The 16008-nt window shown below is 50.0% G+C and carries 15 protein-coding genes; 13 read left to right on the forward strand and 2 right to left on the reverse strand.

Annotated elements, in window-relative coordinates; all coding sequences use genetic code 11:
• Nucleotides 1-151 precede the first annotated feature (151 nt).
• Nucleotides 152-2206 carry a methyl-accepting chemotaxis protein gene (locus AC27IT_RS15060; protein WP_007780223.1) on the reverse strand — a complete coding sequence of 685 codons (2055 nt, stop codon included), beginning with the start codon at nucleotides 2204-2206 and terminating at the stop codon, nucleotides 152-154.
• Between the two features lie 304 nt (nucleotides 2207-2510).
• On the opposite strand from AC27IT_RS15060, the gene AC27IT_RS15065 reads away from it, so the two are divergent.
• The 13 genes from AC27IT_RS15065 to AC27IT_RS15125 all read left to right on the forward strand — a co-directional run bounded on the left by AC27IT_RS15065 (nucleotide 2511) and on the right by AC27IT_RS15125 (nucleotide 14668).
• Nucleotides 2511-2945, forward strand: a complete 435-nt coding sequence (locus tag AC27IT_RS15065) for a hypothetical protein (protein WP_005826586.1) — start codon at nucleotides 2511-2513, stop codon at nucleotides 2943-2945.
• A 28-nt stretch (nucleotides 2946-2973) separates the two neighbouring features.
• A complete protein-coding gene (locus AC27IT_RS15070) occupies nucleotides 2974-3366 on the forward strand; it encodes a VOC family protein (RefSeq protein WP_005826584.1) in 393 nt (130 codons plus the stop codon).
• A gap of 185 nt (nucleotides 3367-3551) precedes the next feature.
• The gene (locus AC27IT_RS15075; protein ID WP_005826582.1) at nucleotides 3552-3893 is read left to right on the forward strand and encodes a hypothetical protein; all 342 of its coding nucleotides are present in this window, start codon (nucleotides 3552-3554) and stop codon (nucleotides 3891-3893) included.
• A 78-nt stretch (nucleotides 3894-3971) separates the two neighbouring features.
• Complete coding sequence (locus AC27IT_RS15080; protein WP_221842300.1) at nucleotides 3972-5132, forward strand: M20 peptidase aminoacylase family protein; 1161 nt, start codon at nucleotides 3972-3974, stop codon at nucleotides 5130-5132.
• A 360-nt stretch (nucleotides 5133-5492) separates the two neighbouring features.
• Nucleotides 5493-7073 (forward strand): phosphoenolpyruvate carboxykinase (ATP), encoded by a 1581-nt coding sequence (gene pckA, locus AC27IT_RS15085; protein WP_005826578.1) that lies wholly within the window; start codon nucleotides 5493-5495, stop codon nucleotides 7071-7073.
• Nucleotides 7074-7597: 524 nt separating this feature from the next.
• Nucleotides 7598-8386, forward strand: a complete 789-nt coding sequence (gene sufC / locus AC27IT_RS15090) for a Fe-S cluster assembly ATPase SufC (RefSeq protein ID WP_005832072.1) — start codon at nucleotides 7598-7600, stop codon at nucleotides 8384-8386.
• A 21-nt stretch (nucleotides 8387-8407) separates the two neighbouring features.
• Nucleotides 8408-9706 (forward strand): Fe-S cluster assembly protein SufD, encoded by a 1299-nt coding sequence (gene sufD / locus AC27IT_RS15095; protein WP_005832073.1) that lies wholly within the window; start codon nucleotides 8408-8410, stop codon nucleotides 9704-9706.
• Complete coding sequence (locus tag AC27IT_RS15100) at nucleotides 9706-10932, forward strand: cysteine desulfurase (protein WP_007780199.1); 1227 nt, start codon at nucleotides 9706-9708, stop codon at nucleotides 10930-10932. The genes sufD and AC27IT_RS15100 overlap by 1 nt, the downstream gene beginning before the upstream one ends.
• Nucleotides 10919-11356 (forward strand): Fe-S cluster assembly sulfur transfer protein SufU, encoded by a 438-nt coding sequence (gene sufU, locus AC27IT_RS15105; protein ID WP_005832076.1) that lies wholly within the window; start codon nucleotides 10919-10921, stop codon nucleotides 11354-11356. Before AC27IT_RS15100 ends, sufU begins: the two co-directional genes overlap by 14 nt.
• 40 nt (nucleotides 11357-11396) lie before the next feature.
• Complete coding sequence (gene sufB / locus AC27IT_RS15110; RefSeq protein WP_025844056.1) at nucleotides 11397-12794, forward strand: Fe-S cluster assembly protein SufB; 1398 nt, start codon at nucleotides 11397-11399, stop codon at nucleotides 12792-12794.
• A 583-nt stretch (nucleotides 12795-13377) separates the two neighbouring features.
• Complete coding sequence (locus AC27IT_RS15115) at nucleotides 13378-13914, forward strand: sigma-70 family RNA polymerase sigma factor (protein ID WP_340673717.1); 537 nt, start codon at nucleotides 13378-13380, stop codon at nucleotides 13912-13914.
• Entirely contained in the window at nucleotides 13911-14108 is a 198-nt protein-coding gene (locus tag AC27IT_RS15120) for a helix-turn-helix domain-containing protein (protein WP_327945006.1), read from the forward strand. The genes AC27IT_RS15115 and AC27IT_RS15120 overlap by 4 nt, the downstream gene beginning before the upstream one ends.
• Nucleotides 14109-14230: 122 nt before the next feature.
• Nucleotides 14231-14668 carry a hypothetical protein gene (locus AC27IT_RS15125; RefSeq protein ID WP_487091886.1) on the forward strand — a complete coding sequence of 146 codons (438 nt, stop codon included), beginning with the start codon at nucleotides 14231-14233 and terminating at the stop codon, nucleotides 14666-14668.
• A gap of 102 nt (nucleotides 14669-14770) precedes the next feature.
• Here AC27IT_RS15125 and AC27IT_RS15130 read toward each other — a convergent pair whose 3' ends face one another.
• On the reverse strand, nucleotides 14771-15241 hold the full coding sequence (locus tag AC27IT_RS15130) for a hypothetical protein (protein WP_327921630.1): 471 nt from the start codon (nucleotides 15239-15241) through the stop codon (nucleotides 14771-14773).
• Nucleotides 15242-16008 lie beyond the last annotated feature (767 nt).

The following is a 16008-nucleotide window of genomic DNA, read 5'->3' on the forward strand; positions in this document are numbered from 1 at the left end:
GGGAAAAAGGAAAACCGCGTCCAAAGTGGAGGATTCAGGGAAGCGGGTTCAAGGTGGACGCTTAAAGGCAGATACAAAAGAAAAAAGGCTTCGCCGAGCCGCTAAAGCTTGGCGAAGCCTTTCTATGATAAAACGTCAAAACCTCAAACCACTACCTAAGCTTAAACGAGCGCACCGTATCGTTCAGCTCTTCTGCCATCTTCGCGAGCATGGTCACGGCTGCGGAAATTTCTTCCATCGACGCGTTTTGCTCTTCTGCTGCCGCTGCGACGGTTTGCGAATTGCCGGCGGACTGGATGGCGATTTGCGAAATATGGTCGATCGCTGCGACGATCGTTTGCATTTCCTGGCTGATTTTTTTCATTTCCGCCGACACTTCGTCTGTGCGGGTAAGCAAGTGGGCGGTAGAGTCGGAAATTTGCTCGAAGGCGGTTCCGGTCGCGGTGACCAGCGTCATGCCTTCCCCGAGGATGATGGAGCCGTGGCTCATGGCGGAGATGGCCGATTCGGTATCGCGCTGAATGTCCGTGACGAGGCTGCTCACCTGTTCGGCGGCCGAGCTGGACTGTTCCGCCAACTTGCGCACTTCGTCAGCGACAACGGCAAAGCCTCGTCCTTGCTCCCCGGCTCTGGCGGCTTCGATCGCTGCGTTTAAGGCAAGCAGGTTGGTCTGGCTGGCAATCGAGGTAATCAGCGCGATCATTTGGCCGATTTCCTGGGAGCGCTGTCCAAGTGCGTTGACCACCGCTGCGGTTTGCTCCATTTGTCCGTGAATTACCGTCATGTGCTCCACTGTCTTCGCGGCCATCTGGTTTCCTTCTGCAGCCTGGCGATTGGCATCGCGAGTAGAGGAGCTGACTTCCTCGATGCCTTTTTCCATCAACGAAATATGCTGGGCGATTTCGTTGATGACATCGCTGCCCTGATTGGTCGCGTCCACCTGCTGCTCTGTTCCGTAGGCGATCTCCTGCACAGACTGGGCAATTTGCTCCGTCGCTTTGCTCGTCTGCTCTGCGCTCGCCATCAGTTGTTCGGAAGTAGCGGCGACTTGCTGGGCGCTGTAGCTGACCTGGCTGAGCGTTTCGCGCAAGGTGGCGGTCATCGTATTGAAGCGGCTTGCCATGACGCCCATTTCATCGGCTGTCTTGACGTCCATCGTAGCGGTGAAATCGCCGGAGGAGAGAGCTTGAGAAAGCTGGTTGGCCTTGTTGATTTGTCCGGTCAAATACTTGCTGAAAAAATAAATGACGGCAATCAGGATCAACAGCCCAAGCAGACTGACAGCGAGAAGCCGGTAAGCCAGAGCGTTCAGAGGCTTGGCAAATTCATTTTCCGGCATGACGAGCGCGATAGTCCAATTTGTGTCAGGGATTTTTTGGAAATAGACGCGATTGACGCCATTGTCATCGGAAAAAGTTGTCATGCCTTCATTTTCAGCGAGAAGAGCGGGGCCGATCTCTGCGAGCGACGCGTTGCTGTCGGTTTGCACGGATTGGACCATCAGCTTGTCCGACTGGGGATGGGACAAGTACTTGCCGTTCTGATCCAGCAAAAAGGCCCAGCCCGTCTCGCCTACTTTTGTACCCGAGACCATCGCTTGAATATCCGTGAGCGTGATGTCGTCTGTCGCTACACCCAAAAGCTTTTTGTCTGGGGAGTAAAACGGAGCTACGACTGTCGTCATGGAGACTTTGGAAATCTCGTCATAGTACGGCGGTGAGTAATTTGTCGGTTTTTGGGTCGACGCACCGATCTTGTACCACTCTTGCTCAGGATAGTTATAGGACGATGTACTGTACTCGTACGTAATGCTCACCTTGCCGTCTTTTTTGGCAGCGTAAGTAGCAACGAACTGCTTGCTCGGATCAAAAGCGTAAGGCTCCATGAAAATTCCCATGCCAACAGACGTTTCGTTGACGAGAACTGTTTTGCTCAGCAGGGAATCCAACTGCTCCAGCGAATAAGTAATGGGGCTCATTTCGATGACGCGCGCCATGTTCAGCGTCACCTTGCTGTGTGCTTCCAGTTCTTTCTCCACTTTGCTGCCGAGCACGTCCAACTGGTAGTTCATCTTCTCCGTCAGTTCCTTGTTCAACTGGGCGTGGGAAAACATGAAGGCCATGCTCATCAGAAGTACTAAGGTAAGGACAATGACTGGAAGGGTAATCGCAAGTGTCCGGGCGCGAAGACTTTTAAAACGAAACATAAAACCGCTCTCCTTTTATTGTGACTAGCTGACTAACTATTCTCTTTATCGGCGTGATTCGAACTTCTTTGCACGATTTTTAGGCATGTACCGACAAAAACTTCAAACTAATCAGAAAACGGTGTTCAAACGCAGGCAAATCGAGTACAATGGTATGACAATTTGTTTTGCCATAAACCGATTGGTATCTTTTTGCGGTAGAGCAGCAGAGGGATTACGGGTTACAATGCGGATACAGACAGAGAGTTTCGACCAGACGCTTCTAACGCTTTCGCTGTTTGGCGAAGAAGGAGGGAGACTATTTATGAGTTTTTGTTGCGGTGCAGGAATGGTAGGTTCCGTAGGCTCAGTCCGTCATTATAAAACGCTTGTACACAATGTCCCCATCATGTTTTGTCCTGTTTGTGACAGAATTGAGGTTCATCCCGGTATTGAGGGAGAGTACGAAATTTTAGTAGAATATGCTCAAGGGGATCAGGCGCCCGAAGTCGATTTCGCCGATTTTGTGAGTGTTGACAATACATCGGAGTTGTTTGAGAATTGTACCATGACGGATGAAGCAGCCAGCTTCGCCGATGTTTTGAAGCAGCAGATTGATATCTCCTTGGATTTGCTCGGTATTGCCAAGGAGTTAAAGGATGAAGAGTGGCGCGAAGCACTCATGATTCGTTTAAAACGGTTAAGCGAGCGACTGAAGCAGTACAATAAACGCAAGCAGGTGTCGCAAAAAAGCGCATGACCTTTAGTTGACGTGGGAGGCAGTGTGAATGTTTCATTTGAAAGGCGTTCACCACATCGCATTGAATTGCAGCGATGTCGTGAAGGTAGCTCGGTTTTTTAAGGACATTTTGGAAGTCCCCATCCCGGAAGAGAATATGGTGGAAGGAGCGCCTGTCTACTTTCAAATCGGCACATACACACGGATCGGTCTCCATCCGCACGACGGGGCGGAAGGCAAAGGCGGCGTAGGGCAGGTCGATCACCTCGCTTTCTCGGTAACGAGCCGCGCTGAGCTCGACTATCTGGTCGACAAGCTCGAGGCGGAAAACATTTGCTACCGTGGCCCGATCACGCAGCCTACGAGCTACAATTTGTATTTTGAGACACCGGATGGTCACCATCTGGAAGTCCGACTGGATAAAGACGAATTTGATGAATAACGGATGGATCAGAAGAGCATCTGCGGCCGCGGGTGCTCTTTTCGTTTTTGCGCAACAGATGAAAAAGCCTGTCGAGAAAAAGTCGGCCGCCCTGACAAGACCCGACAGTGGTTCTCATCCCTCGCCAAAGGATTCGACTGAGCGAGCCACGAACCCAATGGGAGAAGAGAGGGGGACGGATTTTTATGATCGGAATTGGCAGACTGCTTTACGAGGTAGGCGAGCGCCTACAAAAGAAAACGCATTTGCACTATATGACAGCAGGCTGGGAAAAGCGGATCGGGATCGTCGTCGACGACACGCAGTCGCGCTGGCAACTCACGATATCAAAAGGCAGCATTTCGGCAGGCGTCTGGGAGGAGGAGCAGTCCGCCGATCTGATCGTCAGGGGCGGCGAGCGGCAGATGGAGATGCTGTTTGGCGGAGACGAGCTGGTCTACACCTTGGCCAAGCAGCAGGTGAAAATAGCAGGGACATTGCGCGACCAGTTGAAGCTGGATGCGATTTTGCGCTTGACGTGCAAATAAAAGCTGGCTGATCCCGTTTCCAAATAAAGGCGCCCGCATGTGCTATAATGAGGAAGAAACGATGGGGGAGGCGCAAATATGTCTGATAGCTTGGCGTTGAAAGAAACAGTCGCTGCACGTGCGCGAAACATTGACGAAACATTCAGTCACTTGCACGCGAATCCGGAAATTAGCTGGCAGGAAGTCGAGACGACGAAGTACTTGGCCGAGAGAATGCAAGCATTGGGGCTTGCAGTCACTACTTTTGCAGATTGTACAGGGCTTGTCGCGGAGTGGGGAGAAGGGAAGCCTGTCGTCGGGCTGCGCACCGATATCGACGCGCTGTGGCAGGAAGTAGACGGAGAGTGGCGCGCCAATCATTCCTGCGGGCATGACGCGCACATGACCATGATTGTCGAAACGGTAGAGGCGTTGATCGCTTCCGGGTACAAGCCTCCGGGCACGCTGAAAGTTTTGTTCCAGCCCGCTGAGGAAAAAGGAACAGGCGCCTTGAAGCTCGTGGAAAAAGGCGTCGTGGACGACATCGACTATTTGTACGGCGTCCATCTGCGCCCGATTCAGGAAATGGCGAACGGGACGGCGGGGCCAGCCATCTACAACGGCGCCGCGATGTTTTTGTACGGAGAAATTACAGGCGTATCTGCACACGGAGCAAGGCCGCACCTCGGAATCAACGCGATTGAAGTCGCGGGTGCGATCATTTCCGGGATCGGACAAATTCACATCAATCCGATGGTTCCGGCGACAGTGAAAATGACCATGCTGCAAGCCGGAGGAGAGAGCTACAACATCATTCCGGACAAAGCGAGATTCGCCCTTGACTTGCGGGCGCAAACCAACCAGGCGATGGATGAGCTAGTCGGGCGCGTCCGCCAGATGATCGATGGGATCGCGACATCCTACCAGGCGTCGATCGAACTTACGGCCGGATCGCGAATGGTGGCGGCGGAAGTCGATGAGGAAGCGAAGGAGCTGATGGAGCAAGCGATTGTCGACGTGCTCGGGGTGGACAACCTCAAGGCGGCGCCTGTCAGCCCGGGAGCGGAAGACTTTCATTATTACACTGTAGAACGTCCGCACATCAAGGCGACGATGCTGGCTCTCGGCTGCGATTTGCAGCCTGGACTGCACCACCCGCAGATGAAGTTCGAACGGTCGGCACTCCGCGACGGCGTCCAGATTCTCAGCCGTGTCATCGTGCGCACGTTTGACAAGCTCGGAGAAAATGCCTCCCGCTAAGCGAATGCGCTGGAAGACCCGCTCATGCAGCGGGTTTTTTGTGTAAGCCATGGCGCAGGCACCATCCAGGGCTGGCGGATCAAGGCGGGCCGCTGTCCAGGCACTTTGTCGCGCCAACTGGTCAGACCAGCGAATTTTCAAAATATCCATTCATTTACGAAAGGGTGGACATAGAGTCGAAGAACTGAAATACTGTAGGGTGGGGAAAACTACTGGGGAGGCTATTCACACATTCTCCACAAGAGATTATAAAATTATGTGGCTTATTTGATTGAATGTGATATACTAATTACAAATCGAACGACATTGAGAAAAGTTACTTTACTTGGATATACATTTTGGGAAGGAGATCGTTCACACATGGAAACCAATACGGTTCACAAGCTTTCTGACATTCTGGGAGCTACACAGGTTTACCGCAACCTGCCTGTAGCTGGGCTCGTTGAGATGGCAGTAAAGCGTGGCGAAGGGATTTTGACCGACAAGGGGGCGCTCAATGCGCTGACAGGCAAGTTTACCGGCCGTTCGCCAAAGGACAAATTTGTGGTGGACGAAGCTTCCGTACACGATAAGATCAACTGGGGTCCGGTGAATCAGCCGATTTCTCCGGAGAAGTTCCAGGCACTCCAGCAGGACGTGCTGCAATACTTGCAAGGCAAAAGCGAGCTGTTTGTATTTGACGGTTTTGCTGGTGCAGACACAACCTACCGTCTGCCAATCCGGGTCGTAACCGAATACGCTTGGCACAGCCTGTTTGCGCGCCAGTTGTTCATCCGTCCATCTGCAGAGGAGCTGGCGACACACGAGGCTGAGTTCACCGTGCTTTACGCACCTGGCTTCAAAGCCAATCCATCTGTACACGGAACCAACTCCGAGACTTTCATCGTTCTGAGCTTCGAGCAAAAGACCGTTTTGATCGGTGGCACCGAGTACGCGGGCGAGATGAAAAAGTCGATCTTCAGCGTCATGAACATGCTGTTGCCTGAGCGCAACGTTTTGTCCATGCACTGCTCGGCCAACGTGGGCAAAGACGGGGATGTCGCCCTGTTCTTCGGACTGTCCGGTACAGGCAAAACAACGCTGTCCGCTGACCCGAACCGCTTCCTGATCGGGGACGACGAGCACGGCTGGTCTGACAATGGCGTATTCAACATCGAGGGCGGATGCTATGCAAAATGCGTCAAGCTGTCCGAAGAGGGCGAACCGCAAATCTGGAACGCGATCCAGTTCGGTACCGTACTTGAAAACGTAGATGTAGACCCGGCTACCCATGTCGCCGACTACGACAGCACGAAGTACACAGAAAATACGCGCGCAGCCTATCCGGTAGACGCAATCTCCGGCGCTGTGATTCCAGGTGTAGGCGGTCAGCCAAACGTCATCATCTTCCTGACAGCCGATTCGTTCGGCGTGCTGCCTCCAATCTCCAAACTGAACAAAGAGCAGGCGATGTACCACTTCCTGTCCGGCTACACGAGCAAAATGGCCGGTACAGAGCGCGGCGTAACGGCTCCGCAAACCGAGTTCTCCACGTGCTTCGGCTCTCCTTTCCTGCCGCTGCACCCGGTTGTGTACGCAGAAATGCTCGGCAAAAAAATTGACGAGCGCGATGTGCAAGTATATCTCGTAAACACAGGCTGGACGGGTGGCCCTGTCGGTGTTGGACAGCGCATGAAGCTCTCCTACACGCGTGCGATGGTAACGGCAGCGCTGAACGGCGATCTGGAAAAGGTAGAGTACGTGGAAGACCCAACGTTTGGCGTACAAGTGCCGACCACTTGCCCGAACGTACCGGCAGAAGTGCTTCAGCCGCGCAACACATGGGCAAACAAGGAAGACTACGACAAGCAAGCTGCCGAACTGGCTGCACGCTTCATCGAGAACTTCCAGAAGAAGTTCCCGGATGCAACAGACATTGCGAAAGCAGGTCCAAAAGCGTAAGCAACGGCTATATATATGGAGGAAACGGCTGGACAATAGCGTCTAGCCGTTTTGTTTTGTCCAAGGCGAGAGCGGCCAGGCAACGCTGCCAATCAGCAGGCTGTGGACAGGGCCGCTATCACAGCTTTTCCATTTGACTCGCGCAAAAGGGTCAGGTAAGCTTCCATAGGAGGCTTTTTCAGCGATGGAAACGAGCGGATTGGATACATAACCAACACGAGGCAAGCTGCTGAACTGGCTGTACGCACCTGTGCCTTTTTTTGTGGCGCTCGGGAGGCGAATCGGGAGAAAAGTTCCTGGAAAATGCCAGGCGATGTATTGGAAAAAGTTGCATGGGAGAAAATGCTTACGTGGCCGTTGTATTTGGGAAGGTTTTTGGAAGCAAAAACGGACTTTCTAAATATAATGATATAAAAAATACAGATATGTTTCATTCCTTGATTTATAATTATTCTTATTATAAGATAGTTATTGAGAATGGATTGAGAATTACCAACTCACTTTTGTGTATGGAGGGAATTCAGATGACAGCAGTACCGCATTTGCAAATAAAAAACCTTCGCGCCAAGATCGAGGACAAAGAGATCCTCAAAGGTTTGAACCTGGAAATCAAGGGCGGCGAAGTGCACGCGATCATGGGACCGAATGGTACCGGTAAATCGACACTGGCATCTACGCTGATGGGCCACCCGAAATACGAGGTAACCGATGGCGAAGTGCTTATCAACGGCGACGACCTTCTGGAAATGGAAGTAGACGAGCGCGCACGCGCAGGTCTGTTCCTGGCGATGCAATACCCATCCGAAATTAGCGGCGTAACCAACTCCGACTTCCTGCGTTCCGCGATCAACGCGCGCCGTGGCGAAGGCAACGAAATCTCCCTGATGAAATTCATCCGCGAGATGGACAAAAAGATGAGCACGCTGGAAATGGACGATTCTTTTGCGCACCGCTACCTGAACGAAGGCTTCTCCGGCGGGGAGAAAAAGCGCAACGAGATTTTGCAAATGATGCTCCTGGAGCCAAGCATCTGTATCCTGGACGAAATCGACTCCGGTCTCGACATCGACGCGCTGAAAATCGTAGCCAACGGTGTAAACGAAATGCGTTCTGCTGACCGCGGTTTCCTGATTATCACGCACTACCAGCGTTTGCTGAACTATGTGAAGCCTGACTTCGTACACGTCATGATGCAAGGTCGTATCGTGAAGTCCGGTGGTCCTGAGCTGGCTGAACGCCTGGAGGCAGAAGGCTACGACTGGATCAAGGAAGAGCTCGGCATCGAGGACGAAACCGTTAACGCCAACGTGTAGGAAGAAGGAGGCAGCAGTGAAATGAGTGTGGATGTACAGCTCCGCTTCGGTTCCGAAGCGATCACCGAGTACTCCAAAGCTAATCAGGAGCCTGCTTGGTTCCTTGAAAAGCGCCTCGCTGGACTGAAGGCGGCGGGAGAGCTTCCGCTTCCCGCTTTGGAGAAAACGAAGATTGATAAATGGAATACTGCCGGGTTCGACCCGTTTCAAACCACTGCCAAGATCGCGTCGGCCAATGAGCTGAGCGAACTGGTAAAAGGGCAAATCGACGTGGACAGCGTGAAAAACCTGGTGGTGCAAAAGAATGCTTCCGCCGTTTTTCATGCCGTGACAGATGAGCTGAAGGCACAAGGCGTCATTTTTACTCCGCTGGCTGACGCGCTGCAAAACCATGGCGAACTCGTACAAAAATACATGCACCAGGTAGTGGCGCCAGACGAGCACAAGCTGAGCGCGCTACATGCCGCAGTCGTAAACGGCGGCGTTTTCCTCTACGTTCCGAAAAACGTGGAAGTGGATGTACCGTTGCAGGCTGTTTACGAAATCGCTGGCGACCATGCGCTTCTTTGCCCGCATGTGCTGATCGTGGCAGAAGCGAACAGCAAAGTGACCTACGTGGATACATACGTATCTGGCGAAGGCAAAAGCATGGTAGCCAACAGCATTGTCGAAGTGTTCGTAGGGGCAGGCGCATCCGTGCAGGTAGCTTCTGTGCGTTCCTTGTCCGCAGAGGTTCACGACTACAGCTTCCGTCGCGCAACGGTTGACCGCGATGGCAAAATGGAATGGATTTTGGGCGAGATGAACGACGGCAACACCGTTGCCAACAACACAACCATCCTCAAAGGAACTGGTTCGAATGCACTGACCAAATCCATTTCGGTAGGGACAGGTTCCCAGCGTCAAAACTTGACTTCCCAGGTTCAACATATCGGCACCCACTCCGAGTCGGACATGGTGAGCAAGGCCGTTATGACAGGGGAAGCAGTCAGCATTTTGAATGGGATCACCAAAATCGAAAAAGGCGCTGAAAAAGCAAACGGTGTGCAGGCGGAAAACATCCTGATGCTGAGTGACAAAGCTCGCGGCGACGCCAACCCGATCCTGTTGATCGACGAGGATGACGTTAAAGCGGGGCACGCTGCTTCGGTAGGACGCTTCAGCGAAGAGTCCATCTACTACCTGATGTCGCGTGGAATTACCCGTCAGGGCGCAGAACGTCTGATTATTCTCGGCTTCCTCGATCCGGTTGTGTCCGAAATCCCGGTGGAAGAAGTGAGAAACAAACTCCGTCAGGCGCTTGAAAGGAAGTTAGGCTAATGGACGCCAAGGAGCTTCGGAAATATTTTCCCATCCTTCACCAAGAGGTAAACGGGCACCCGCTCGTCTATCTAGACAATGGAGCAACCTCTCAAAAGCCGCTTCCGGTAATTGAGGCGATGGATAAATACTACAAGGAGTTCAACTCCAACGTGCACCGTGGCGTGCACACCTTGGGCAACCGAGCGACTGACGGCTACGAGGGCGCGAGAGAGAAGGTTCGCGCCTTCATCAACGCCCGCGAGACAGCGGAAATCGTGTTCACGCGCGGCACGACCTCCGCGATCAACACGATTGCTTACGGCTACGCTCGGTTGGTTCTGAAGCCTGGGGATGAGATTGTCACAACGCTGGTAGAGCACCATGCCAATTTCATTCCGTGGCAGCAGGCAGCCAAGGCAACCGGAGCGACCTTCAAGTTCATCCCGCTGGCAGAGGACGGGACCGTCACTCTGGACGCGGTAAAAGAAACGGTTACGGACAATACCAAGATCGTAGCGATTCACCATATTTCCAACGTACTTGGGGATACTACTCCGATCAAGGAAATTGCCCAGATCGCGCATCAGCACGGCGCTCTTCTGTTTGTGGACGGGGCCCAGGGCGCTCCGCACAAAAAAATCGACGTCCAGGATTTGGATTGCGATTTTTACGCGTTTTCTGCGCATAAGATGGCAGGCCCGACAGGCATCGGTGTCCTGTACGGCAAACGCGAGGTGCTGGAGCAGGTCGAGCCGATGGAATTTGGCGGCGAAATGATCGACTACGTGGATAAGTACGACTCTACGTGGAAGGAGCTGCCGTGGAAATTCGAGGGCGGCACGCCGATCATCGCAGGCGCGATCGGACTCGGGGCAGCGATTGACTTTTTGCAGGAAATCGGTCTGGAAAACATCGAGCGCCATGAAAAGCATCTGGTGAAATACGCCATGGAGCAAATGCGCGAGATCGAGGGACTGACGATTTACGGCCCGCAGCAGGACCGCAGCAGTTTAATTACATTCAATCTGGATACGGTACATCCGCATGACCTAGCGACTGTGCTGGACAGCTACGGAATCGCAGTTCGTGCGGGCCATCACTGCGCCCAGCCGCTTATGCGCTGGCTGAATGTGACGGCTACCGCTCGGGCAAGCTTCTACCTGTACAACACAGAAGAAGAAGTAGATGTGCTGATAGCGGGATTGAAGAAGACGAAGGAGTATTTCGGCAATGTCTTCTCTTGATGATTTATACCGCCGCGTCATTATGGACCACTACCAGAAGCCGCGCAATCGCGGCAAGCTGGAAGAATCCGACGGACTCATTGTGAATTTGAATAACCCGACTTGTGGCGACAGCATCTCGCTCTCCTTGAAGGTTGAGGAGGGCAAGGTGGTGGACGCGAAGTTTCTCGGCGAAGGCTGTTCGATCAGCATGTCATCCGCTTCGATGATGACGGATGCGGTCAAGGGCCTGCCAGTGGAAAAGGCACTTGAGCTGGCGCACAAGTTTTCCGATATGATGCAGGGCAAAGAGATCGACGATTCCATTGATCTGGGTGACATCGAAGCTTTGTCTGGCGTAGCCAAGTTCCCGGCGCGCATCAAGTGCGCCACTCTGGCCTGGAAGGCGCTGGAGCAAGGCATCAAGCAGGCAGAGCAGAAATAGCAGCCAGGTATGGACATGAATGAAGAAGGAGTGAGCAACGATGGCTAAAAAAGCCCCTGAGATACAGGATTACCAGTACGGCTTTCACGACAAGGACGTCTCTGTATTCCGGACGAAAAAGGGTCTGACCCGCGAAATCGTCGAGGAAATTTCCAAGATCAAGGATGAGCCGGCGTGGATGCTGGAATTCCGCTTGAAAGCCCTGGACATTTTCAACAGCATGCCGATGCCGAAATGGGGTGGCGACCTGGACGACCTCGATTTCAACAGCATCACGTACTACGTAAAGCCTTCGGAAAAGCAAGGCCGTAGCTGGGATGAGGTGCCGGAAGAAATCAAGGCGACTTTTGACAAGCTGGGGATTCCGGAAGCAGAGCAAAAATTCCTCGCGGGTGTATCCGCTCAATACGAATCCGAGGTCGTTTACCACAACATGCAGGAGGACCTGGAAAAACTGGGCGTTCTGTTCTGCGACATGGATTCGGCAGTGAAGCTGTACCCGGATATCGTGAAGGAATACTTCGCGACCGTCATCCCGCCAGCAGACAACAAGTTTGCGGCGCTGAACTCGGCTGTATGGTCCGGCGGCTCCTTCATTTACGTGCCAAAAGGCGTAAAAGTGGAAACTCCGCTGCAAGCGTACTTCCGCATCAACTCGGAAAACATGGGCCAATTCGAGCGCACGCTGATTATCGCTGACGAAGATTCGTTCGTGCACTATGTAGAGGGCTGTACAGCTCCGATCTACAGCACGGATTCCCTGCACTCCGCCGTTGTAGAAATCATCGTGAAAGAGCGCGCACGCTGCCGCTACACCACGATCCAAAACTGGTCGAACAACGTTTACAACCTCGTGACCAAACGCGCGGTTGCTTACGCAGACGCGAACATGGAATGGATCGACGGCAACATCGGCTCCAAGCTGACCATGAAATACCCTGCAGTTATCATGAAAGGCCCACGCGCCAAAGGTACTGTCCTGTCCATCGCGGTAGCAGGCAAAGGCCAGCACCAGGACGCAGGTGCGAAAATGATTCACTTGGCACCGGATTGCACATCGACCATCATTTCCAAATCGATCTCCCGCGACGGCGGAAAAGTAACCTACCGCGGTCTGGCCCAGTTTGGGCGCAAGTCGGAAGGCTCCAAGTCCAACATCAAGTGCGACACGCTGATTCTGGATAAACTGTCCACGTCCGACACGATCCCGTACAACGAGATCATGAACGACAACATCACGCTGGAGCACGAAGCGACTGTCTCCAAAGTGTCCGAAGACCAGCTCTTCTACCTGATGAGCCGCGGCCTGACAGAAGCCGAAGCGACCGAAATGATCGTCATGGGCTTCATCGAGCCATTCACGAAGGAACTGCCGATGGAGTATGCGGTGGAGATGAACAGATTGATTAAGTTTGAGATGGAGGGAAGCATCGGATAGGTAGATGTTAAGCGTATCAAGGGCTGTGTGGTTTCTGTTTCTGGTGTGATACCGATTTGATACCATTCAGCTCTCAAGTACGCTCATGACCCCGTGCTTTCTTTCGACATAAAGATGGGCCGTAGATGTTTGCCGTTTGTTTAATATTATCGACTGTCTTATTAGTTCTTGACCAGGTAAATGTCTACGATTTTGTTTATCAAGTATGACGCATAAAATGTATAATGCGAGTAGTGGTATGGAGCCGCACCAGCAAAAACATAAAATCCATCATTGAATCCGTATATTTTTTGTGCGGATTCTTTTTGTTATTTCCGTTAACATATCCGAAATAAACTGGGGAAATGGAGTGTATCCTACACTGCCTGATGTCCTAGGGGTTGTTATGCTTCTTGTAAAAGGGGAAGGTGAGAGTGCGTAAGTTTACACTTAATTACATAAGTTTACATTTAAGGAATGAACTGCTGTGAAGTTGAGTTATTTAGTAAAATGGATAGTGTAGAACGGGACGTGTCAGTGAGAATCTGGCACTTTTATTTTTTGTTCGAAAAGAGAACGTATGATCTTGTTTGGGAGGGATTTTGTGTTCAGGCCTACTAACTTATCAAATCAAAAGTTTTTGGATGCATTTCTAGCTCAAGAAGACAATCAACAACTATACCAAAGAGTGATTGCTTCACCGGACGATACGCAGAAGAGAAATGAATTGAATAGTAGGATTCAGGAGTTTTACGCTGAGCTTCAACTAATCAAATATATTTCATCACTCATCCGTTTTACAGCTATCGAGTTGGCTGTTCGTAATCAAAAGATAGGCAAGGTATTCCAACCTACAGATGAAATTGAAAGGGTGATAGACAGCCTTGTTAGTGACACTGGCAAAAGTGAGTGGGAGAACAAAGCTAAGTGGGGGGATGTAATAGCTGACAAACGAGTTTTGGATGCTGTTCAAACTCTCACAGAAAAGGAAAGGGAGATACTTGCACTTCTATATTTGAGGAATCTCAAAGAGGCGGAGGCTGCGACCCTGTTAGGCACAAGCCAGCAAGCAGTTTCTAAAACAAAGAAACGAGCGTTACTGAAGCTTAGAAAACAGCTAGAGGGAGGCGAAAATACATGAGCCTGTTAACGCTAGTAAAGCGAGCGCAAAATAATGATGAAAGTGCAATGGTAGAGATCATAGAAAGATTTGAGCCAAAGATTCGCAAGTCGTTGAAATTCACGGATATAGGTGTACGTGAGGACATACGCCAAGAAATAATCTTTCGGATGATTAGAGCTGTCAAAACCTATAGCACAAAAAATTGCTTATGATAAGCAAAGAAAAAATTTTGAGTTCGGGTTGTTATTTTTCACCTTCGATTCACTTTAATGAATACCAAGTTAATCACCGCGCGGAAAATTGCTTGGAATAAATTTTCGGAGGAAGATAAATTATGGCACGTACAAAATTGAAACAATACGTTGATACGATTACTGTTGACCAAGACGACCTTGATGATCTTGCCGAAGCTATGTCGGACGTTCTCAAATACGGTGTAATCCAAATGGATGATAACAAACTGGCGAATATGGCTTCACTTACGGCGTCTGTAATTGGGATCGTATTTAATCTTGCCCGACCTCTCAGCATCGCGGTAGGTGTTGTTGGTTTGGTTGCATCCTTATCACCGAATTTGAAGAAACAATTAGAAGATAATATTCGGATTGCGATCGACGATATGCATGATACTCGGCGTTTCATGAAACGAAATGGATACAGAAAGGCTAAGTTGGAATTCCCATTTATGGACTATGAAGACATTCGACTGATCACAGGTAGAGGAAATATTCTTCGACTACAGGATAAAAATGGTCGTTGGGAACAACCGTAATTAATACAAAAGGAGATATTCGGTTCAATAGCCGAATATCTCCTTTTGTTCTTTGGACATGATCTAAGTATTGCAGGGAGTAATAAGTTGTATGGTGTCAAATTATTTGTTTTTTGCTGAATTGAACACTTCGTGGATTTCTAAGTCAGGATTATTTTCAATTTTATAAACAGGGATATCGTCAGATGATGATTTTCCGTAAAATACCATATACGTAGTACCAGAGAGATAAATTGTCCCTATATCCTGTTTATTTGCATAAACATCAATGGTATACGTATGAACATTTTCTTTTACTTCATTTGTACCAGAGTTATTTGCATCAGACTCCCTTTTAATTCTGCGAAGTTCCATTTTGGAAAAATCATTGAGTACTTTTTGAATTTCTTTTGGGTCAGTAATTTCTACTTTTTCATTTTCTTCATGGTTATGAATAGTAAGCGAGGTTATCTTTTGCTTATCAAATAAGGCTAGTTCATCAAATGCCCAGACTTTCAATCCAGGAAAATAGATGAGGTTACTGAGTGCAATAATTCCGATGAGAGATAAAATAAGGATATTAAATTTTTTCAAGGGTGACATCTCCTTTATAAGTGCATCCCCTCAACAAAAAAGGAAATGCATACTTTTATGGAAAATTAACATATAATTTGAAGTATTACTTAATGTTATCATTTTACAGAAATTATGAAAATACCCCATTTTTCCTAAATCGTAATTTTAAAAAGAACGAAGATGATCTGTTTAGGCATGGAGAAAAAGGACCAAAATTCATGGGCCAGGAAAATGACAGAAAGCCTATTTGTACACAATACCATCCCTAAGGGGAAACTGCTTTGGTTAATGGACCATTCCACTAATGATGGAAGCTTATGCTGTGCTTTAGCAATTTTGCACAACGGTAGTTGTAGTTGTTACAAAGTCAGAAGCTGAAAAGCCAGCACAAAAATCAAAAACAGACTGAGACCAAAAAAAGTGTAAGCTCTGGCTTTATCTTTGTTCCGTGCGAGTGTTCCTAAAGAAAACATGAGAACAACCAAGCCAAACGTATTTAAGATTTCCAAAAAAGGAACATCGAATAGAAGGGAAGTTACTGCAATCACAATGACGATTATTGCAGTGATGGGAAACCAGAGAGGGTACTTGCTCAAAAGAAACACCTACTTCCTTTTTTGGTGAATTATAACATATGTATCAGCATGTTGCATGGGACACAACACATGATTTGTTAAGAACTGGCGGGACGAGAGCGAAATCCTCGCACGGGTAAACAAACAGTTGCTGCGCTCCTTTCCATGCAAGAAAATCGCGGCAGTCACCTGCCAAACTGCCTGTACAGA

The organism is Brevibacillus sp. YAE8 (assembly GCF_057543335.1).